We start from the raw sequence: 22,542 nt of genomic DNA, 5'->3' as shown, positions 1-22,542 counted from the left end.
TCTTGTATCAGCACAAACATTTCTGCAAACTTTCAGCTAAAGCTTGGACGTGAGGTTCTAAAACAAATGAATAGTGATTACCAGGGACATTATGAATTTCAATTTCCTCCGCAGCCAAAACTGAAAATAATTCTACCCAAACTAAAGTAGGATCAGGAGCCATGATATGTTTTTCTCTGGCTCTAAAAATAGTAACTTTGCCAGGATAGGGACAACGTTCATAAGAATAAGTGGCTTTTAATGTTCCGACTAAAACATCTAAAATGCGGCGATTATTGTGACGTTCTACTCCTGGTGGGAAAATTTTGGCTTGGCGTGCTTTTTCGATGATGTAATTTAAACTTTCTTCCACACTCAAATTTTCGATTTCCGCTAGTGAAATCAGATTATCTTGACCAAACATCCCGCCAAATACACGGGATAGTACACCAACTAAATAAACATCATCAATTTTTTTATTTTTATCTAACAGAATTGGCACATAAGAATCTAAAATTGCTAGTAAGGAAACTTCTTTTCCTTGTTGGTGTAGTTGTTGAGCCGTTTCATAAGCAACTACACCACCAAACGACCAACCACCAATTTGATATGGCCCTGTGGGTTGAATTGTTTGTATAGCTTGAGCATAAAGCCTAGCCATTTCTACAACTGTAGTTAGTGGTTCTTCTTCACCATAAAAACCCTGTGCTTGTAAACCATAAAATGGCTGGTCAGTGCCTAAATAATGCGCCAAACTAAAATAGCAAAGTACATGTCCGCCGGCTGGATGGATGCAGAAAAAAGGACGTTTTGTACCTTTGGGCTGAATTGCTACTATAGGTGAATTGGGGAAAATATCTGTGGGGTTTTGTAGAATTTCTGCTAGCTTTTCAATTGAGTTATTAGTAAGTAAAGTTGACAGTGCTAACTCTCGACCAAATTTTTGTTCGATGGCATTCATTAAATGTAATGCTAAAAGGGAATTACCACCAATCTCAAAAAAGTTATCTCTAATATCAATTTCCGAAATCTGTAAAATTTCTGACCAAATCTGCGCGATTTTTCTCTCTAAATCATTGCGTGCAGGCGTAAAATCTTCATGAGTGATTAAGTTAGAGAAATCAGGTTTAGGAAGCGATCGCCTGTCTATTTTTCCACTAGGAGTGAGAGGAAAGGAATTTAAGCAGACAAAAGCTGAGGGAACCATGAATTCAGGTAGCTTACCCTGAAGGAAATTCCGCAGTTGGGTTGGTGTGGGTGGTTCTCCCTGGGGAACAATATAAGCAATTAAATGCTTATTATTTAAATTATCTGTCTGGGCGACAACCACAGCTTGACTAATCTGGGAATGTTGCGTCAGCGTACTCTCAATTTCTCCCAACTCAATCCGAAAACCACGAATTTTGACTTGATCGTCAATTCTGCCAACATACTCGATATTACCATCAGGTAAATAACGCGCCAAGTCACCAGTTTTATACATTTGTCCCGTTGCAAAGGGATTAGATACAAATCTTTCTGTAGTTAATTCTGGACGACGCCAGTAACCTCTGGCAACTCCCACACCACCAATATAAAGTTCACCCACAACACCCACAGGCACAGGTTGCAAATGTTGGTCTAATATATATATTTGAGTATTAGCGATGGGACGACCAATCGGTACTGTTTGATATTGACTTTGAGGTTGACACTGCCAAAACGTAACATCGATCGCTGCTTCTGTAGGACCATAAAGATTGTGCAGTTCACATCCCAAACGTTCAAAAAACCGTTCTTGCAGACTCACAGGTAAAGCTTCACCACTAGTAATTACCCGTTTTAATGACTGACAATTTTCCACTCCTTTAGCTTGCAAAAATACTTGCAACATCGAAGGGACAAAATGTAATGTGGTAATTTCTTCTTCGATAATTGTATGAATCAGATAAGAACTATCCTTGTGTCCACCTGGTTGTGCTATAATCAGCCGCGCCCCGGTAATCAACGGCCAAAAGAATTCCCAGACAGAGACATCAAAACTAAAGGGAGTTTTTTGCAGAACCCGATCTTGTTGAGTGAGTTGATAAGCATCTTGCATCCATAACAGACGATTGCAGATACCGCGATGGGTATTCATCGCTCCTTTAGGTTTACCAGTAGAACCAGAAGTGTAAATTACATAAGCGAGATTTTCTGGTGTCGCTGTATTGTCAGGATTGCGATCGCTATATTGAGAAATCTGATCCCAGTCAGTATCCAAGCAGATTGTGTGGGTTGGACGTGTTGGTAAATTATCGACTAAATGACTTTGAGTCAACAACACCGACACCTGGGAATCTGCCAACATATATGCTAAACGTTCTTGAGGATATCCAGGATCAATTGGAACATAAGCCGCACCCGCTTTGAGAATTCCCAATAACCCCACAACCATTTCTAGAGAACGTTCCACACAAATTCCAACTAAATCTTCGGTTGCAATTCCCAAAGATTGCAAATAGTGAGCGAGTTGATTCGCCCGACAATTTAACTGATGATAACTCAATTCTTGATCAGCAAACTTGAGAGCTTTTGCATCTGGTGTTTTCTCTACCTGTGCTGCAAATAACTCATGTAGACAAATCGACAAATCATAATTAGTTTCTGTCTGATTCCATGTAAATAATATTTTTTGTTTTTCTTCTGGACTCAGCAGAGAAAGATCAGAAACACTATCTAAGCATCTTTCCCAAGAATATTTTTGTTCTTCGACTTCTAGAGAATCATCTATAAAGTTTATTATTTCCATCTTTGATAAAATTATAGTGATTTATAACTTAATACAGGTAAGAATTGTTTCTTTATCTCTGAGTCCTCTGCGCCTCTGCGGTTTGGTAAAAAAAATTGATTTTCACAAAAAGTTTTAACTCTAACACCAACCGTATTGATTTATTACTGCTATAGGAGTCCGATTTGATTTCTGAAAAAATCTAATACCAATTCTGTATGAAGATGCGCCTAATATATAAGGAACGAACCACATAGACGCGCAAGCGCTTACCCGCAGGGTAGGACACAAAGAACACGAAGAAAGAAAGAAGAAGTCAATTAAATTTGGCGCAGCCTCATAAAGAAATGGTATAAGTATCTGTAGTGGCGCGACAGCCTTAAAATAGTGCATTAGTAAACCGCAGAGGCGCAGAGAACGCAGAGAATGAAGAAGAGATTTATCGCATCTTTTTAGTCTTGCCACGCCACTACGTGTATTTCAGAAATCAAATATGAGTCCTATATATATTCAATATCTATAAATTATCAGTGAACAGCTACTAACTGATAACTGATAACTGATAACTGATAACTGAATTTAATCGCCACCGAACTCAACCAATTTCCCAATATTAAAATCTATCCTGATCCAACCTTTTAGCTGTTGCAAATTTTGTAGCAATAATAAAGGAATTTGCCAGTGATGAACTGTCAAAAAAGGTAGAGGATCACTCAAACTGTAAATCGCATCTTTTCCACCAAAAAAGTTTTTCAACCAAGTTTGCAACTGTGAGAAAGAACGAATTCCTGTCAATCGCCAAATTTCATGATAAGTCCAGTAGGTAGGCTTACTATTAATCAGAGGTTGAATTGGTTCTACTTGTGGAATTTCACTTAAATAAGCATTTGCCACATCCGGATGATTGTAGAACATAGTGATGGCAGAATGGGTACGCGGATTACATTCAATGGCGTAGATTGTGCCATCTTGTGCTTCGATAAAATCAAAAGATACCTGTCCAGTGATACCTAATGCTTTGACAAAGTGTCGCACCCATTCCAAAATTTGGGGATGATCGACATTCTCATAGTTAACTTGAAATGCCGAAGATTCACAACAGCAATGCATTCTCAACTCCCCATTGCGGACAGTGCTGTGGGTGCAAAATTCTTTTCCAGGAATGAATTCTTGCATAATCCATGGCTTTTGGGAACTGATGGGTAAGCTGTTGACAAAATCTGCTGTTGCTTCGGGAGTCTCACAAGGAAGTTTGGTTAAATCTAAGCGACGAACAGAGTCATAAGGAATGCTTTTGAGGATGTATTTACGCTTTTCTTGAGAAAAATCAAAGTTGCTCACCTGTTCCGGGTCAGTAATTTTGAAAGACTTGGGAACAGATAACCCCAAACTCCGCGCTTTCTCAACAAAAGCGTATTTATCATCCAACATTTGGGTGACATCTGCGTCGCAGTGAAAAACCTCGCAGTACTTCGACAGTACGGGTTTAGCTAAAGAGTCGTAGTAACTAGCAACCGGACTGCACACGGGTACATAGACATCGATATTTTCTTTTTGAACAATATCTAATAGGGCTTGGGTGTATGCTTCAGGATCAGATTGGGGCGTTGGTAGAGTGTAGAAACGACTTACTGCTTTGGAAAATCGATGTCCCGTTAACCAGTATTTGTGAGTTTCTACTAAAACCACTCGATGTCCGGCGGCGTGAAAACTACGGGCTAATTGTAACGCCTTAGTCATTTTACCGCCACTAATCAAGATGTTTTTGGGTTCGGTGGCGATCGCTTGCGATTGACTACCCAATAACAGCGATACCAACACAATCGCAGCATTGATTGGCAATACTAACAACAGCAGTGCAAGTGTAGCTAAATTTTTAAACAACGCAGATATGCGAAGTCCCAGGGTAACTGACTGAGTTGTTTGTCCAACAGAAGCCACAGAAATAGATTGTGTCATATAATTCGCCCTCAAAAAAAACCCATCAGTACCACGCAAACCCCATTTTTTTACAACCGCCGAATTAAAGTCACACCATCACGAAGCGGTAGTATAACTTGTTCTACACGCGGATCTTGGGTAATGATTTGGTTAAATTGAGCGATCGCTTCACCATTAGCTGTACGTTGTTCTGGTGGCAGATAAACCTGTCCCTGCATTAAAGTGTTATCTACACAAATAATGCCGTTAGATGCAAGTAGATTATTATCCAAGATGATCTGGAAATACTGCACATACTCTTTCTTGTCAGCATCGATGAATATCAAATCAAATGATTCACCTGCTGCTGCAAGTTTTTGCAGAGTTTCCAAGGCTGGTGCAACTTCCACAGTAATTTTATGACCGTGGGGTGAGTTCTGGAAACAAGTTTGAGCAAAGCTAGCAACATAAGAGTCCACTTCACATGCTACCACTCGTCCATCATCAGGTAATGCCTCTGCCATTGCCAAAGCAGAATACCCGGTGAACATTCCTACTTCCAAGACACTTTTCGCTTTAGTCATGTGAACAAACATTTTCAGGGTTTGTCCCTCGACGTGTCCAGAAAGCATTTCCTGTTCTAGTTGACGCACTGTTTCACCATCAGTGAAACGTTTTGTCCAGTCTTCTTTGGTAGTTTTTTGTACCAGTGCTGCTAAGGCGTCAGATTCAGTGGTAGTGTGGTCACTAATATAAGGTTCTAAACCCGCCGCTAATTGATACGTCTGTCGTAGTGCAGTGACAACAGTTTCAGGTGTATTTCCTGATTCTGCCAAAGCCAGAGTTTTTTGTAGCTGTTCAACCAAGATACCGTGGGGAGTTACGGGTCTAGCTGTGTTCTTTTCAACAATGCTAGTCACGATTCTAGACTCCTACCATCTCAGATTGTTCTGCACTGATATAGGCTTCAATCCCATCTCCACAACGGGGATATGTTGCACATACATCCTTGTGTGCCATCAAAGCTTGATGCAATTCTTCACGGGTTAGGTCATTGACAAAGAAACACTCACCAATAGGTTTTGGCATGGCGGCGCGTTGTTTCCCGTCTCTTGTCTGGGTGATAGACTGGGTAGCGTACCATAACAAATCGCTATCTAGAAGGGGATGATCAAGGGCTAAACCTAGACGACTCATCAATCCAAGAATGCGATCGCGTTCTGCTACAGTAATATATCCCCGTCGTTCAGCAATAGTTGCTGATAGCGCCATATCGATGTTGACAGCATGACCATGATACAGAGGAACCCGCGGTGCTAATTCTAGTGTCGGACTCCAAGTGTGACCATAAGCAATGACGCGATCTAAGTCTAGCTCATGCAGGTTTGGAGTTTCTAACTCCAGCATGGTTTTAATTGCTTCGTAGTTCACTTTGTGAGCAATTTCTTGCAGTTCCTCTGTACCGTTGAGATAGCCAAAGTGCGTATGCAGTAAGTCTTCTCCGTACTCATACAGCCAATTAAAAACTTCTGCATTTGCTACCACAGCAATTTTCACTAACTCCGCCATTCCATTCCGGACTTGGGCTGTTGGTAGTGTCTTGAGAAAGGAAAAGTCTAGAATGACTTTCTGCGGTGCATGGTAAGCACCCAAGCGATTTTTCAGCTTTTTATGATTGACTGCTACTTTAATCGCAATCCCAGCATCTATCAAACCAATCAAAGTCGTGGGAATGCGAATATAGTTAGTACTGCGACGATAAGCCGCACAAGCAAAACCTACAACATCAGTAACTAAACCACCACCAACTACTAAAACTGGTTCTTTACGAATTAAGCCAAAATCGGCAAACGCATCAACTACTTGTTCAAAAGTTGCCATGGTTTTGCCAGGTTCAGTAATAGTAATTGGAAACACAGTTAAATCTATGTCGTAGTAACGAAAATACGACTTAATTTGGTCTCCATACAAACGGTAGACATTATGGTCAACAACAGTCAAGCAGCGTCCAAACTTCTGATAACTATCAGCAATTTCTGTGTTTTTAATGTTGAATACACCATTCACATAAACCAGACTAAAATCTATCTTTTCGTAGCCCGTCACATGAAATGCTGTCTCAGTAGCTGCAAAAGTAGCGTGAGGTGTACCCATTATTTTTGTCCTTTACGTATGAATGCGGGGAATGGTTCTGAACAATATCCAGGTTGAATGTTGATTGCTTTTTTACTCCACATTACAACTAATTCACAAACAAGAATAAGTAGATAAACTACTATCTCATCCTAGTTGGCGTTGGATATTAATCAACAATGAAAATTCACTATTTTCAAGCTACCTTTTAGGTTTCTACTACACATAAACGAATCATAAGATAGCCTCAAAAACTTGATTCAATACCTAATTACAATCAAATAAAGACCACTAAAAAACAACATCTGTTTCTGACAACGATGCATTGTTAGTCTATACTATGAACGACTAATAGCCGGAGTTTCACCTAAATTAGTTATAAACATTGCCTAAAAAAGATTTTAACTCTTCAAAACAAGTAAATCTCTAAGCCGTTTTTAGTATACATGCAATATTTGAAGGTAACAAGATACCAATATTCAACTGATGTTAATGGCAATGAAAATTATTAACTTTTGCGATTATAGCTGATCTTCAACTGCTATGATTTGCAGGACTTTTAGTGTGGAAAACTTTCTCTGCTTGTCTCCTAGCTTCCACTTAAGATTACAGCCCTGATTGATATTCAGTTCGCTGTTTTTTAACATTTATCTAGAACCTTATGTTTGTGTCAAAAGTGATACTATGCCATACCTAAAAAGGCTGGAAATGTTATTCAAGCTGAAAGCCAAATCAATCGCAGTTACTTTGTCAGTTTTCAAAGCAACATCAAGAGATAAGTGTTTAACTTAACTCTGTGGAACACAAATTAATTAATGAGTATCCTTAACAAAATTTAGCTTAACTCTAATAGAGAAAATATCTACCAAAATATATATTAGGATAATTTATTAAAAATTAAAAACTAAATAAAGATAAAATATAATTTATCAATGTACTAAATATGGTATGTGAACACCTAAAAAATTTTGCAGATCAGACAAGTTCTGACGAAAAAATATCGATAGAGCCAAAATATCTCTGGATTTGCTGTTTAGAATTTTTAATTACTGAATATTGTTATTTTCTGAGAAAATACGGGAACTATATGTCTATGGTGTGATGCATATTTGTCAATTAAGTAGTAATGTTAGCTTCCTCTCGTCAAATTATCGGTGGATTTTTTTCAGCTTGTCTGTGTATTTCAGGTATTTGTTTGTTGCAATTTCCACACATGCAACAACTAATTTCTAATCATAAAACTGCTTCATTAGAAACTTTAGAAAGAGAAATAAACACAGAAAAACTTAGGTTGAATTTGCTCAAACAAATGCCGAGTTTTGGTTATACTAATTTAATAGCAAACTGGGTATATCTAGATTTTTTGCAATACTTTGGTGATGATGAAGTTCGCGCGAAAACAGGTTACAGCCTTAGTCCCGAATATTTTGAAGTCATCTTGAAACGCGACCCGCGATTTTTAGAAGCTTACCTTGGTCTTTCTACCAGTACTTCTATGTATGCTGCCATGCCAGAGCGTTCCATTGCATTAATGAACAATAGCTTAAAATCTCTTTCCCCTTGGGTTCCCTCCAAATCCTACTACGTGTGGCGTTATAAAGGCATTGATGAATTATTGTTTTTAGGCAATTCTCTAAATGCCAAACAATCTTTTCAACAAGCTGCTAACTGGGCAAGTAAGCATACAGATGAAGAGAGTAAACAGGTCGCGGAATTTTCCCAAAAAACAGCTGACTTTTTAGAACTTAATCCTGATAGTAAATATGCTCAAATTGCTACCTGGACAATGGTATTAAATAATCAAGTTGACAAAAAAACCCACCAAAGAGCAATTGTCACCATAGAAGCTTTAGGAGGAAAAGTCATCAAAAATCCTGACGGTTCCACCAAGATTAGATTACCGAAACAAGATTAAGTCATTGGTCAATTGTCATTGGTCAATTGTCATTGGTCATTGGTTCATAGTCAATAGTTATCTCCTCCTTCCCTTGTCCCCCTTGTCCCCCTTGTCCCCAATCCCCGATCCCCAATCCCCGCTCCCCCCCCACTGGTATAACGGCAAATTAATCCATTCCCAAACCCTAGAGTTACCTATTGACGATCCGGGTTTGCTCTATGGCGCAACGGTTTTTACCACTTTGCGAGTCTATGATCAATCCTTGGACCATCGACTAACTAACTGGCAAGCTCACTGCGATCGCCTAAAATTTAGTTTGCAAGCTTTTGATTGGTCTCTACCACAACAAAAGCGATTACGTCAAGGCGCAGAATTGCTCATAGCGTACTTCCCCATCCTCAGAATTTCTGTATTTCCTGATGGGCGAGAATGGATTACTGGTAGGGAATTACCAAAAGACTTAACAGAAAAACAAAATCATGGGGTGTCTGCTACCTTATCATCCCCAAAATACTATCGGAGTTTACCCGATCACAAGACTGGAAATTATCTCAGTGCTTGGCTAGCGAGAAATAGCGCTCAAAAACTAGACGCCCAAGAGGCAATATTAGTAGATGATCTGGGAAATTGGCTAGAAACAACTACAGGTAATCTTTTCGGTTGGGGGGATGGTTGTTGGTGGACGCCTTCATTATCGGTGGGAATCTTACCCGGAATCATGCGATCGCAACTCATCAACTACTTGCAACAACAACAGCAGCCAGTACGAGAGGAACCTTGGACATCGGAACTAGTCAAAAAAATGGAAGCGATCGCCTATTGCAACAGTGTGGTCGAAATAGTTCCGATCCACACCGTCATTCAGCCTACAGGATCGCTACAATATAATCCCCACCATTCTTGTTTTCAACAAATACGGAGATTTTTACTAGCATTGTAGGTGTGGAATTTGGTATACCTTAAGATAAGTTAACATAATTCTTAAAATGCCCTCGCACGAAAAATTTAGGAGGATTGACCTCAGTGAATAATAAACGGTGGAGAAATGCGGGGCTGTACGCACTGCTTTTTATAGTTGTCATTGCTCTTGGGACAGCATTTTTTGACAAGCAACCCCAAAGCAGAGAGACATGGCGATACAGTCAATTTATTCAAGAAGTCCGAGCTGGCAAGGTAGAAAAAGTCAGTATTAGTGCGGATAGATCTACGGCTATAGTCACCCCTAAATTTGACTCCAAGAAGAAATTGGTGACTTTGGTTAATGACCCTAACCTGATCAACGAACTTAACGAACAAAGCGTTGATATTATCGTTCTGCCTCAAACAGACGAAGGATTTTGGTTTAAGGCACTTAGCAGCTTATTCTTCCCCGTATTACTTTTAGTTGGTTTGTTTTTCTTATTACGCCGCGCTCAAAATGGCCCTGGTAGCCAAGCGATGAACTTTGGTAAATCCAAAGCCAGAGTCCAAATGGAACCACAAACCCAAGTTACCTTCGGGGATGTTGCTGGTATTGACCAAGCCAAGCTGGAATTAAACGAAGTCGTAGACTTTTTGAAAAATGCCGATCGCTTTACTGCTGTTGGAGCCAAAATTCCTAAAGGCGTTTTGTTAGTAGGCCCTCCAGGAACTGGTAAAACACTATTGGCTCGTGCTGTAGCAGGTGAAGCAGGTGTCCCCTTCTTCTCCATCTCTGGTTCTGAGTTTGTAGAAATGTTTGTGGGTGTGGGTGCATCCCGCGTCCGTGACTTATTCGAGCAAGCCAAAGCCAATGCGCCTTGTATTGTATTCATCGATGAAATTGACGCTGTTGGTCGTCAGCGAGGCGCAGGTTTAGGTGGTGGTAACGACGAACGGGAACAAACCCTCAACCAGTTACTCACAGAAATGGACGGTTTTGAAGGTAACACCGGTATTATTATTATCGCAGCTACAAACCGCCCTGACGTTTTAGATGCAGCCTTGTTGCGTCCCGGTCGCTTCGACCGTCAAGTTGTTGTAGACCGCCCAGACTACTCTGGACGTGTGGAAATTCTCAAAGTTCACGCCCGTGGCAAAACTCTGGCAAAAGATGTGGACTTAGATAAAATTGCCCGTCGCAGTCCTGGTTTTACAGGTGCGGATCTATCGAACTTGCTCAACGAAGCCGCTATTCTGGCTGCACGTCGCAACCTGACCGAAATTTCGATGGATGAAATCAACGATGCGATTGATCGCGTTTTGGCAGGGCCAGAAAAGAAAGACCGAGTCATGAGCGAAAAACGCAAGGAACTGGTCGCCTATCACGAAGCTGGTCACGCTTTGGTTGGTGCTTTAATGCCAGACTATGATCCAGTACAAAAAATTAGCATTATTCCTCGTGGTCGTGCCGGTGGTTTAACTTGGTTTACCCCCAGCGAAGACCGTATGGATAGTGGTTTGTACAGCCGTTCCTATCTGGAGAATCAGATGGCTGTAGCATTGGGTGGTCGTATTGCTGAAGAATTAATCTTTGGTGAAGAAGAAGTCACCACCGGTGCTTCTAACGACCTCCAACAAGTAGCACGTGTGGCTCGCCAAATGGTAACTCGCTTTGGTATGAGTGAAAAACTCGGTCCAGTTGCCCTTGGTCGTCAGCAAGGCAATATGTTCTTAGGTCGGGATATCATGTCAGAACGTGATTTTTCCGAAGAAACTGCTGCTGCTGTTGATGAAGAAGTTCGTCAATTAGTAGATTCAGCTTACGCCCGTGCTAAGAAAGTTTTGACAGAGAACCGTCACGTTCTCGACCAACTTGCAGAAATGTTAGTTGAGAAAGAAACTGTAGACGCTGAGGAATTGCAAGACCTGTTGGCAAACAACGACGTGAAAACAGCAGCGTTTGCATAATGATTGAAGAATTAGGAGTTAATATAATTAATTCCTAATTTGTCAGTTTAAATAATTCACAAAAAACAGGGAATTCTTGAATTTTACAGAAATTCCCTGTTTTTTTGAGTTTATATAGCATCTCTAAATCTTTCGTAAGATTCAAGATCCCCGAATTCTATAAAAATTCGGGGATCTTGGCTTTGCAATTTTTACAAATGATTTAGGATTGCTATATAAATTTATCCCTTGTGCTTATACCGTTTTACAAAAATACGGTATTCATCCTAACGTTAGTAGTTCACTATCACAATATCGCCTGCTTGATTAAAGCGAAGCGATCGCGTTAATTGAGGCAATAGTAATTGCTTGGATGGCATCAATTTTTTTGGACGTAAATACAACAGAAAGCGTAGCCAAACCCAGAAGAAACCCTTTGAAATTTAAACCACCTGTAATAATTGCAGACTCCGTTTCAGATAAGTCTGCGAGATAATTTTGCTCCAGAGAAATGTCAGATATTGCAATTCTAGTCATGATATGTTTATGCCTTAAATTTGTTGACGTTTGTACTTTAGATGAACTCAAATTTTCCACCTAACTAATATCTCATTAAAGAATAAGTTTTCTTGGCAATAGCTTAAGAATTCATTCTCTTGGCGTTGTTGAGACTGGTGCAAAATCTAAGTAAATTTTGTGATGCGGCAAATGTCATTCGCTCCAACTTCTGGATAACGAAAATACCCTGATAAATGAGTCTATATTTTAAATTTAGGGTTTTAACTCACTTAACCCTTTGCCACACCAGTATAGTATAAATTCATCACTATATTGTTAAAAATTTCATGAAATTCTTAGCATTTACTGAGAAATTAGCCGTAAATATGTAAGATAAGTCACATTTTTATGCCTTCGTTCTGAGCGATCGCCTCTGGGATAATTTTGAGCATCTCTGGCTCTAGCTTTAGTTATACAAATAGAACATTTTTTATTTTTGTAAACTAATCGTTGAGCATGTTCAACTGTATTTTCATAAACAAAAAATTTAATAATGTTAGAATTTAACAGATTTAGATACAGTAAATTACACTCATTCTTTAATCAACGTCATTTAATAATCAAAGTGTGAGGAGGATTGAAACTTTATGCGAGTATTACTCGTCTATCCGATATTTCCCAAAACTTTTTGGTCATACGAAAAGATATTAGCATTAGTAAATCGAAAAGTTTTGTTACCACCATTAGGCTTGGTAACTGTAGCCGCGATTTTGCCCCAGGAATGGGAATTTAAATTAGTTGATCGTAACATTCGTCCAGTCACAGAAGCAGAATGGGCTTGGGCAGATTTAGTAATTTTCTCAGCCATGATCGTCCAAAAACAAGATTTGCTCGATCAAATTCGAGAAGCAAAAAAACGTGGAAAGCTAGTTGCTGTCGGTGGCCCTTATCCTACTTCTACACCAACTGAACCAAAAGCAGCAGGTGCAGATTTTCTGATTTTGGACGAAGGAGAAATTACTCTTCCGATGTTTGTCGCAGCAATTCAACGGGGAGAAACATCTGGTACTTTACGAGCTACAGAAAAACCAGATGTCACCTCAACTCCCATTCCTCGCTTTGATTTGCTCGATTTTGATGCTTACGACATGATGTCAATTCAATTTTCGCGCGGTTGTCCTTTTCAGTGCGAATTTTGTGACATTATTGTTCTTTATGGTCGCAAACCTCGTACCAAAACACCAGCCCAATTATTATCAGAGTTAGATTATCTTTATGAATTAGGTTGGCGGCGGGGTGTTTTCATGGTCGATGATAACTTTATTGGCAACAAACGCAACGTTAAATTGTTGCTCAAAGAGTTAAAAGTTTGGATGCAACAACATAATTATCCCTTCCGCTTTGACACCGAAGCATCCGTTGATTTAGCCCAAGATCCAGAATTGATGGAATTAATGGTAGAATGCGGTTTTGCGGCGGTGTTCTTGGGAATCGAAACACCCGATGAAGAAAGTCTGCAACTGACGAAAAAGTTTCAAAATACCCGTAGTTCTTTAGTTGAATCTGTACAATCCATCATCAAAGCCGGTTTGCGTCCCATGGCAGGATTTATTATTGGTTTTGATGGCGAAAAAGCAGGTGCAGGCGATCGCATCGTCCGTTTTGCAGAACAAGCAGCCATTCCTTCCACCACTTTTGCCATGTTGCAAGCGCTACCAGATACCGCCTTGTGGCATCGCCTCAAAAAAGAAGGAAGACTGCGGGAAAACAAAGATGGCAACATCAACCAAACAACTTTGATGAACTTTATTGCCACTCGTCCCCTGGAAGAAATAGCCAGAGAATATGTTGAGGCGTTTTGTGATTTATATGACCCAGTAAAATATTTAGACCGCACCTATCGTTGTTTTCTGATGATGGGTACACCGAAATGGAAAGCACCCTTTAAAATGCCAGAGTGGGTAGTGATCAAAGCCCTGTTAATTGTGATTTGGCGCCAAGGAATCAAACGGGAAACTCGTTGGAAATTCTGGCATCATCTCTTTAGCATTATTAAACATAACCCTGGTGTTGCCGAACATTACTTGGCTACCTGCGCCCACAACGAACATTTTCTAGAGTATCGCCAAATCGTCCGCGATCAAATTGAATCCCAGTTAGCAGAATATCTCGCCCAAGGTGCAGAAAAGCCCTATGTACCAGAACAGGAAAAAACACAAGTGTTAGCTGGTTAGCTTTGTGTCTTTGTGTCTATGTGGTTCAAAAAGAAATTTTATTAACCACCCTACTCTAAGAGAAGCCGCTTTGCGTCTACGGGTACTCTACCTTGAAGCCGATGAGCGCGTCTACGCCACCTTGCCAATTTCCCTCCGGAACACTACTTTGAACGTGACGGGAAGCGGAGCCACTGCGTTGGACGGGTTCCCCGGCTTGTAGCACGTGGCGTCCAAGACGGCAAGTGGACTCACCAAGACACTAAGACACCAAGTTATGGCGGTTGAGCCTGAAACATGAAACTTCAAGTTCAGAACTTGATACTCCAAGAAAGATCCCCGATTTTTGATAAAAGTCGGGGATCTCGGTGCGATCGCTATGTCAAAAAATAGATCATAAATTCTTGCTATTTTAGTATATTCTTCAATTTATAGGAGTTTGAAAAATGTGATTTTATTTACAACACACAAAAAATTTTTATGCGAAATTATAGGGCTTTGCTAAGGTTAATGCTTACATGTATATGTGTAGGAAGCGTGTTGAAACCTGATGGTAGAATGCAGGCAGCTATTGAAGGTTCTTGTAGCGCCCACGCAGATAAGGTACCACGAATCGCCCTAATTTCGGCATTCTCTGGAGAAGCTGATCGCCTCGTTAGCGAAATGCAACTGAATAATGGAGCTAACCAATTCAACGGCTGTACGGTGATCAATGGTCATCGCTTCAGCAAAGGGAAGTTGCGTGGCAAAAATGTGGTGGTAGTGCTAACAAATATCAGTGTCGTGAATGCTTCTATGGTTACTCAGTTGACCTTAGATAAATTTCGCGTCACCAATGTGATCTTCAGCGGAGTGGCTGGGGGAATTGGCGGAATTGGAGCAAATGACGACAATCCAGATACGCCCAATGAGACTCCAATCGGATCAGTTACGATTCCCCAGCGGTGGGGCTTTCATCAAGAAATGTATTTCAACAACACGCGAGATACAGTTCCTTGTGCTTTTTCGGTTGGATTGCAACTCAACCATACACTACAAGAGGCATCACAGGAAGCTCAAACTTGTAACTTTATATCTGGAACCGCACAATCATCAGGGTTCGCTAATACTGAGACAATCTTTGCACCGGATGCGAAAAATGCCTTTTTACGTAACACTAATGTCAGTTCTAATGACATACCTCAGTATTTCTTAGATGCAAATAACGTACAACAACTCCGCTCAGTACCGTTTCCAGGTGTAGCTGCAAATTCAGAAACTGATCAAGATCTCAAATTCTGGTTTACCGTCGATCCACATATGCTTGCCAAGGCTCGTCAGATCAATGTCGAACTCCTAAACTGTGCAATAGATACTAACGGTAAGTGTAACAATACCCAGCTTGATCCTGCTCCTCGGATCATTGTGGGTGGAAACGGAATTAGTGGTCCTACTTTTGTTGATAATGCTGCTTACCGCAAGTACGTCGCAACAAATTTAAACTTCGATGAACGCGGTAACAAAACTAACAATACTGAGGTGCTGGTTGCGGATATGGAAACTACAGCCTCAGCAATGGTGGCTTTCTCAAATCGCGTACCCTTTATTGCTGTACGGAGTGTTTCGGATCTTGCAGGCGGTGGTGATCAGTCAGCAGCAGCACAATTACAGACTTTCTTTGCAGTAGCGGCTGAAAACCAAGCACGTGTCGTGTTGAAGTTGGTAGAGTTACTGTAGGGGTTATATTATGTTCGCTTGAATACTTATAATTCCCTTTGAACCCCACCCCGGTTTTGTTTAACGCCAAAAACACCCCTAAGCGCAGGCGCTTAGGTGATCAAGGGGTGAGGTGCATGGGTTGCTTACACAATATACTGCTGAACAGTTAGCCCACGAACTATCGAATGTCGATGAATCGTGTTATTGTTAATTCTTCTGTATTAATTATTTTGTTCAAAATTAAAATCTAGGGTGGCTTGTAATAATAACAAATTTTTGAGTAAAAAATTACAGCAAAACCATGAGATATTACTATCTTCCACCCATACTAGTAGGCGCATCCATAGTATTGATGCAATCACAAATTGCAGTCGCCTTATCTGGACAAGAGGTAGAAAGTATTGGTAGAGACATTACAGTACGGATTGTGGATAGTCAAAATCCTGTGGCAACTGGTTCGGGAGTTATCATCAAGCAATCTGGTAATACTTATACTGTGCTGACTGCCTATCATGTGGTAAAAGATGATAGTAAGTACGAAATTATTACACCAGATCAACAAAGTAATCAGATTAAATCTGTTAAACAGTTGTCAGGAGTGGATTTAGCTGTTGTTGAGTTTAGCAGTAGTAAGAGTTATAAAGTTGCCAAAATCGGGAATTCTGACAAAGCTACAGCTAGTACAACAGTTTATGTAGTGGGGTTTCCGGGAAGAAGAGGCGCCATTCCCAATCCGACTTTATTCTTCACTACAGGACGTGTGAACGCCAATGGTACACCACAAGGTGATGGTTACAATCTCATCTACGATAACGATACTTTAGGAGGGATGAGTGGTGGCCCGGTGTTGAATGAACAAGGTGAAGTAGTAGCGATTCACGGTAGGGCTGATGAGCAAGAAATTGGTGAGAAAAGTCAGAGTAAGATTATTACGGGTTTAGGTATCACGATTAATTCAGCTTTGCAGAAGATTTCCGCTGTGGGGGTTAATTTAGGAGTCCGTCCCCCAAATGTTGTAGCTACAGGGCCAAAAGCGGATGACTTTTTTATTCAAGCTAAACAAAAAGACCGCAATCAAGATTATAAAGGTGCGATCGCAGATTACACCCAAGCAATTCGCCTCAATCCTAAATATGCACAAGCTTACTACCAACGGGGAATTATCCAGTTAAATCTTTACGACAGAGAAAATGCAGCGAAGGATTTACAGACAGCGACAAAATTATTTTTAGAACAAGGGAATCAAGTTGAAGGGTACAATAGTCAAGCTGTAGCCCGTGCGATTTTAAAAGATTATCAAGGAGCGATCGCGGCTTCTACTCAAAGTATTAAACTCAATCCTGAAGATGCCCAAGCTTATAATAAACGAGGTAATGCTTACTCGGATTTAGGAGAAAAGCAGAAAGCGATCGCAGACTATAACCAAGCAATCAAGATTGATCCCTATTTTGACGATGCTTACAATAACAGAGGAATTGTTCGCAGCGAGTTGGGAGATAAAAACGGCGCCTTAGCAGATTACAACCAGGTAATTAAAATTAATCCTAATTATGCTCATGCTTACAATAATCGAGGACTGATTCGCCAAGAACAGGGAGACAAACAAGCAGCGTTAGCAGACTACAATCAAGCGATCAAAATTAATCCTAATCTTGCTGAAGCATACAGTAACCGGGGAATTCTCCGTCAAGATGCAGGAGATCAACAGGGAGCATTAGCAGATTTTAACTCTGCTCTCAAGATTAATCCTAACTATGCCGAAGCTTACTATAATCGCGGTCGTCTCCGCTACTTATCAGGAGATAAACAAGGAGCATTAGCAGATAATAATCAAGCGATTAAAATTAATCCCAATCTTCCTAAGGCTTATTTAAACCGGGGTACTGTTCGTGATGATTTGGGAGATCATCAAGGGGCTTTAGCAGATTATAATCAAGCACTCAAGATTAATCCCAATGATCCGGAAGTATACAATAACCGGGGGGCTGTGCGTTTGAAGTTGAGAGATCAACAAGGAGCGTTAGCAGACTACAACCAAGCAATCAAAATAAATCCTAACTACGCCGCAGCTTATTTTAACAGAGGTGTGCTTCGCTCTCAAATGCAAGACTTACAAGGAGCCTTAGCAGATTATAATCAGGCATTGAAGATTAATCCGAATTTAAATCAAATCTATGGCAGCCGGGGTTTACTGCGTGTGCAATTGGGAGATAAACAAGGCGCAATAACAGATTTGCAAAAAGTTGCGGAATGGTTTCGACAACAAGGAAACACGCAGTTGTATCAAACAACATTGGATGTGATTAAAAAGCTTCAGCAGTAAATGGGATCGGGGATTTTCCCCAGTTTCAGGTCACGTTAAAGCAATCCCCCTACAAAAGAACGTAGGAGGAAAGGAAACTGCACAGCACAATCATTAATGGTTAGGCTCTCAAAAGAATATTCCCGATTTAAACCCGTCGAACTCACGTTGAAACAAGAAATTTCTCACCTGAAACAAAAAACTTCAAGTTCTAAACTTGAAACTCTAAACTAAAATCCTTCACCCGGTATTCAATCTCTCTGTGTGTCCCACCCACAGGCAGATACCAAACTTTTGCAATTTTGAGACAATTAAGCTATCTGCAACTATTGTCGGGATAAAGCGATGAGCGATAGCAATCTGAGAATCATCTCCCTAATTCCCAGTGGTACTGAGATTCTAGCCATACTGGGTTTAACTGATGCTGTTGTTGGGCGATCGCACGAGTGTGACTACCCTCCTGAAATCCAAGATCGTCCGATATGTACTCAAGCTAGACTCAAAACTAATGTCTCTAGCGGTGAAATCAACGACGAAGTTAATAAATTAATCCAATCTGCCCTCAGTATATACGAAATCAAAACGGATATTTTAGAGCGGCTACAACCCACTCACATTGTCACTCAAGACCAATGTGATGTTTGTGCTGTAAGTTTATCAGAAGTGGAAAAAGCTGTAGCTGAACTTACTCAAGCAACACCACAAATTGTTTCCTTACAACCTAATTTTCTTAGAGACGTTTGGGCTGATATTGAGCGAGTTGCTAACATTTTTCAAGTGGATGCGCTCAAGGTACTAGAAAATTTAGAAGCTCGTGTGAAAATAGTTGTCCAAAAAACACAAGGACTTTCCCAAACAGAAAAATTGCCCAAAGTGGCTTGTATTGAGTGGACTGATCCTTTAATGATTGCTGGTAATTGGATTCCTGAATTAGTTACTTTTGCAGGTGGAGAGCCTTTATTTAGCGTTACTGGTCACGCTGCAACACAGTTAAAATGGGAAAATTTGATTGCGAACAATCCAGATATAATTGTTTTCATGCCTTGTGGCTTTGATTTAAATCGCACTCGTCAGGATACTGAGTTGTTGACTAAACGTCCTGAATGGCAGAATTTACGTGCTAATCAAACTGGTAGAGTTTATATCACTGATGGCAATTCTTACTTCAATCGTCCAGGGCCAAGATTAGTAGATTCATTAGAAATTATGGCAGAAATTTTGCATCCAGAAATCTTTGAATATGGTTATAAAGGTAAAAGTTGGGATAATGTTTGAAATTCTGAATTACAAATAAAAATTTTTCTAAATTTAATTCATCCGAATTCCCAATTCCCAATTCCCAATTCCAAATCTCGAATCTCAATAGTTATGATTTTTTATTTTATCTAGCATTTATCCATTCAATTAAACTCTTTAAATCTCTTGTTAGTGATGCTTCACTTACTTTTACTGTGTGTTGTTGATTATTTTCTTCTACAGTTAAAATGTATTGAAAACGGTCAGCTTGGTTACTTGGAGCGTTAATTATTGTAGGTAAATTAAAAAAATTTGCGGCTTCCAATAGATGAGATAGTTGCTGATTTTCTTCAGAAGACAAATTAGCAGTGTCAACAATAGCTTTCTTGCTTATTCCGGCAAAACCACCTGTACGCTGAAGTAATATCTGCATTTTCCTCTCCGTAGTACTAGCTTTTGCTATCAACAAAAATACTGGGAAGATAAAGCTTTATCTCCCAGTTTAACAAGAAAATATAACGACAAAATATAAATTATGAATTTTAAATTATAAATTTAATTTTTCATAATTCATAATTTTAAATTACTCCTACTTCTTTCCAGGCCTTTTGCACTGCATTGTGTTCTTTACTTCCATTCCCGTAGAGTTCACTAGCAACTTGGATGATGGTATTCGCAGCGCGTTTAAAGTTAGTTCTAGCACGTAAGCGATCGCATAAAGCTATGTACCAAATTTTTCCTGCTTTTTCCCAAGCATAACCGCCAATTTCTGTTGCTGCTAAATAAAAAGCACGGTTGGGAATACCTGAGTTGATATGTACTCCCCCATTATCTTCAAAACCAGTATATTTATCATTCATATGTCCTGGTTGGGGATCTTTACCCAAGACTGGGTCATTGTATGCTGTTCCGGGCGCTTTCATCGAACGAATACCCACACCCTTCACCTTATCTGTAAAGATACCCTCTCCAATAATCCAGTCAGCTTCTTGAGCAGTCTGTTTTTTTACCCATTGTTTCACCAATGAGCCAAATACATCAGAAAAAGACTCATTGAGCGCTCCAGATTCACCATAATATTGCAGACCTGCTTCGTATTGGGTCACACCGTGCGTTAGCTCATGACCAATAATATCAATGCATTTAGTGAAACGTTGAAATATCTCACCATCTCCATCACCATAAACCATCTGGTCGCCATTCCAGAAGGCGTTATCATATTTAACACCGTAATGCACAGTCGAGTCTAAACGCAGCCCTTTATCATCAATAGAATTACGCTCAAACACCTCATGATATAAATCGTAGGTAGCTCCAGCACTATCATAAGCTTCGTTAACTGCAATATCGTTGCTAGGACGGTCGCCTTCACCACGTACTAGTGTACCAGGGAGTTGTTCAGTACCTTTAGCATCGTAAATAGTGCGGCGTTTTTCACCAGGGGAAACTGCAAAATTAACTGCACCTACCACATTTCGTCGTCCTCGGAATTGTGACGAAATATTTAAAGTATGAAACGCCCAATTACGTTGTTGCTCATTACCATTTACTACAATCTTCTCTAGCATGTGAGGTGGTACAACACAACAAATTGGACATCTTGAATATTGTTGATGCTCACACCCAAATCCCAATGGTCTTTTATTGTTTCGAGCCATTTAACATATTCTCCTTTTGTAGTCAGTACAATAGAGTAATGGCAAATACTAGTCTTAACTCTAGTGTGAAAGCGATTAGATAGCCTAATTCAACGAAGAGTTTTTAGTTTTGTATTTTGCACCTTGCACCAGTTGCAATCAGCCGTAAAATAAATTTTCGGCTCAAAGTTTAACCCATTTTCATGGGTTAAAACCTTAGTCAGTCAATTTTTAACCGATTTTTAGGTTTCAGCCCAAATTTTAATTTCGGGCTAGGTGCAAGATATAAGTATTCCTACTTTGTTATTGTCAGCAGGTTTATTGCTCAATTACAGTACCCTCGAAGGGTAATTTTATATTGAGGTATTAAATTCTCATACCCAATGAGTTTATATAATAGTTCTTCTATCAAGTTATTATGTAGTTTTTTACGTTTTTTAACTACAAACCTATGAAATAAGTGTATTTACAGTACTGTTGCGATCGCCTCTACTAAAAAAGTAGTAATTTAAGGCATATATCATGGACTAAAGCTTATGATTTATTTAACATAGTTGTAGACCTCACTAGTTATGTGTGGTTGTGTGTTGTAAAACTTGATTGAATGTGGTCAAGGGGTATAGCTCCTTGACTTTTTCTTTTTTCTTGAATTGTTCTTTTCAAAACCTACATGTCAGATAAAGCTTACTTTTAGCTTGTTTGCTTTTATGAGTTAATCTAAGTGAAAATACATAAACATTAGATTTAAATTTATTTGAAAATGAATAATAGTCAAATTACCTATCTGTTTAATAGCACATCAAAATCGGTATTAGGTTAATGGTCATTCATTATTCATCAAAACTCCACGGGAGACCCCACCTTACTTCGCTGAAGGTGGGGTTATTGACTTTTCCAGACATATTCGCTTTTAGTAAAGGCTTCAGCTCTGATTTTATGCAACTTAAATGATCATTAGCTTAATATATATTTATATACTCACTCTAGCTAGAAAATTTATATTTATTTGGAATTCGTAAAAAAGCAAAGCCCCCTAAAGTTGTAGGAGGCTTTGGTTTTGTATAATAAAATCCTGGCATCGAGCTATTTTGACGGTCGGCAACCCGACAACTATCGTCGCCGCAGCAGCGTTTCACAACTGAGTTCGGGAAGGGTTCAGAGTGGTTCCACCGCGCCATAGACACCAGGAAAACCTGTGGATTTTGGATTTGGGATTTTGGATTGAAGTTGACAATCTCAAATCTCAAATCTTAAAATCACAAAACCCTGAAGACTGCATAGAATGTTGAAGCGAAAAAAATGTAGTAGTAGAGGTCAAGCCCTCGGTCTATTAGTACTCCTCAGCTTCATACATTACTGCACTCCCACTTAGAGCCTATGAACAGGTGTTCTACCTGTGACCTTACCAGCTTTAGCTGTGAGAGTACTCATCT

Annotated in this window: 14 protein-coding genes and 1 rRNA gene; 7 read left to right on the top strand and 8 right to left on the bottom strand. The window is 39.8% G+C overall.

Annotation, left to right across the window (positions count from 1 at the left end):
• Positions 1 to 7: 7 nt before the first annotated feature.
• The 4 genes from B4U84_RS12965 to B4U84_RS12950 form a co-directional block, all read right to left on the bottom strand.
• Positions 8 to 2,749 carry an amino acid adenylation domain-containing protein gene (locus B4U84_RS12965; protein ID WP_131118345.1) on the bottom strand — a complete coding sequence of 914 codons (2,742 nt, stop codon included), beginning with the start codon at positions 2,747 to 2,749 and terminating at the stop codon, positions 8 to 10.
• A gap of 558 nt (positions 2,750 to 3,307) precedes the next feature.
• The gene (locus B4U84_RS12960; protein WP_131118343.1) at positions 3,308 to 4,687 is read right to left on the bottom strand and encodes an ATP-grasp domain-containing protein; all 1,380 of its coding nucleotides are present in this window, start codon (positions 4,685 to 4,687) and stop codon (positions 3,308 to 3,310) included.
• A 50-nt stretch (positions 4,688 to 4,737) separates the two neighbouring features.
• Positions 4,738 to 5,568 (bottom strand): O-methyltransferase, encoded by an 831-nt coding sequence (locus B4U84_RS12955; RefSeq protein ID WP_131118341.1) that lies wholly within the window; start codon positions 5,566 to 5,568, stop codon positions 4,738 to 4,740.
• A gap of 4 nt (positions 5,569 to 5,572) precedes the next feature.
• Positions 5,573 to 6,802 carry a sedoheptulose 7-phosphate cyclase gene (locus tag B4U84_RS12950; RefSeq protein ID WP_131118339.1) on the bottom strand — a complete coding sequence of 410 codons (1,230 nt, stop codon included), beginning with the start codon at positions 6,800 to 6,802 and terminating at the stop codon, positions 5,573 to 5,575.
• Between the two features lie 1,105 nt (positions 6,803 to 7,907).
• On the opposite strand from B4U84_RS12950, the gene B4U84_RS12945 reads away from it, so the two are divergent.
• The 3 genes from B4U84_RS12945 to ftsH3 all read left to right on the top strand — a co-directional run bounded on the left by B4U84_RS12945 (position 7,908) and on the right by ftsH3 (position 11,546).
• Complete coding sequence (locus B4U84_RS12945; RefSeq protein ID WP_017312911.1) at positions 7,908 to 8,696, top strand: hypothetical protein; 789 nt, start codon at positions 7,908 to 7,910, stop codon at positions 8,694 to 8,696.
• Between the two features lie 100 nt (positions 8,697 to 8,796).
• Complete coding sequence (locus tag B4U84_RS12940; RefSeq protein WP_131118934.1) at positions 8,797 to 9,618, top strand: aminotransferase class IV; 822 nt, start codon at positions 8,797 to 8,799, stop codon at positions 9,616 to 9,618.
• 83 nt (positions 9,619 to 9,701) lie between these two features.
• Positions 9,702 to 11,546, top strand: coding sequence for an ATP-dependent zinc metalloprotease FtsH3 (gene ftsH3, locus B4U84_RS12935; protein ID WP_017312914.1), 1,845 nt, complete (start codon positions 9,702 to 9,704; stop codon positions 11,544 to 11,546).
• A 306-nt stretch (positions 11,547 to 11,852) separates the two neighbouring features.
• Here ftsH3 and B4U84_RS12930 read toward each other — a convergent pair whose 3' ends face one another.
• The gene (locus B4U84_RS12930) at positions 11,853 to 12,062 is read right to left on the bottom strand and encodes a hypothetical protein (RefSeq protein ID WP_044452062.1); all 210 of its coding nucleotides are present in this window, start codon (positions 12,060 to 12,062) and stop codon (positions 11,853 to 11,855) included.
• A 608-nt stretch (positions 12,063 to 12,670) separates the two neighbouring features.
• Here B4U84_RS12930 and B4U84_RS12925 point away from each other — a divergent pair.
• From B4U84_RS12925 to B4U84_RS12910, 4 genes are all read left to right on the top strand, one after another.
• A complete protein-coding gene (locus B4U84_RS12925; protein ID WP_131118337.1) occupies positions 12,671 to 14,257 on the top strand; it encodes a B12-binding domain-containing radical SAM protein in 1,587 nt (528 codons plus the stop codon).
• Positions 14,258 to 14,773: 516 nt separating this feature from the next.
• Complete coding sequence (locus B4U84_RS12920) at positions 14,774 to 15,952, top strand: phosphorylase family protein (protein ID WP_207390934.1); 1,179 nt, start codon at positions 14,774 to 14,776, stop codon at positions 15,950 to 15,952.
• 283 nt (positions 15,953 to 16,235) lie between these two features.
• Entirely contained in the window at positions 16,236 to 18,257 is a 2,022-nt protein-coding gene (locus B4U84_RS12915; RefSeq protein WP_131118335.1) for a serine protease, read from the top strand.
• A gap of 324 nt (positions 18,258 to 18,581) precedes the next feature.
• Complete coding sequence (locus B4U84_RS12910; RefSeq protein WP_017312920.1) at positions 18,582 to 19,511, top strand: cobalamin-binding protein; 930 nt, start codon at positions 18,582 to 18,584, stop codon at positions 19,509 to 19,511.
• Positions 19,512 to 19,617: 106 nt separating this feature from the next.
• On the opposite strand, the gene B4U84_RS12905 is transcribed toward B4U84_RS12910, so the two are convergent.
• From B4U84_RS12905 to rrf, 3 genes are all read right to left on the bottom strand, one after another.
• Positions 19,618 to 19,905, bottom strand: coding sequence for a protealysin inhibitor emfourin (locus tag B4U84_RS12905; RefSeq protein WP_017312921.1), 288 nt, complete (start codon positions 19,903 to 19,905; stop codon positions 19,618 to 19,620).
• 145 nt (positions 19,906 to 20,050) lie between these two features.
• Complete coding sequence (locus B4U84_RS12900; protein ID WP_131118333.1) at positions 20,051 to 21,130, bottom strand: M4 family metallopeptidase; 1,080 nt, start codon at positions 21,128 to 21,130, stop codon at positions 20,051 to 20,053.
• A gap of 1,049 nt (positions 21,131 to 22,179) precedes the next feature.
• Positions 22,180 to 22,297, bottom strand: a 5S ribosomal RNA gene (rrf, locus tag B4U84_RS12895).
• Positions 22,298 to 22,542: the final 245 nt, after the last annotated feature.

Origin of the sequence: Westiellopsis prolifica IICB1, from assembly GCF_004323185.1 — a bacterium.
Classification (GTDB): domain Bacteria; phylum Cyanobacteriota; class Cyanobacteriia; order Cyanobacteriales; family Nostocaceae; genus Pelatocladus; species Pelatocladus prolificus_A.
The sequence above is the reverse complement of the archived record's forward strand: the minus strand, read 5'-3'. Positions and strand labels throughout refer to the sequence as shown.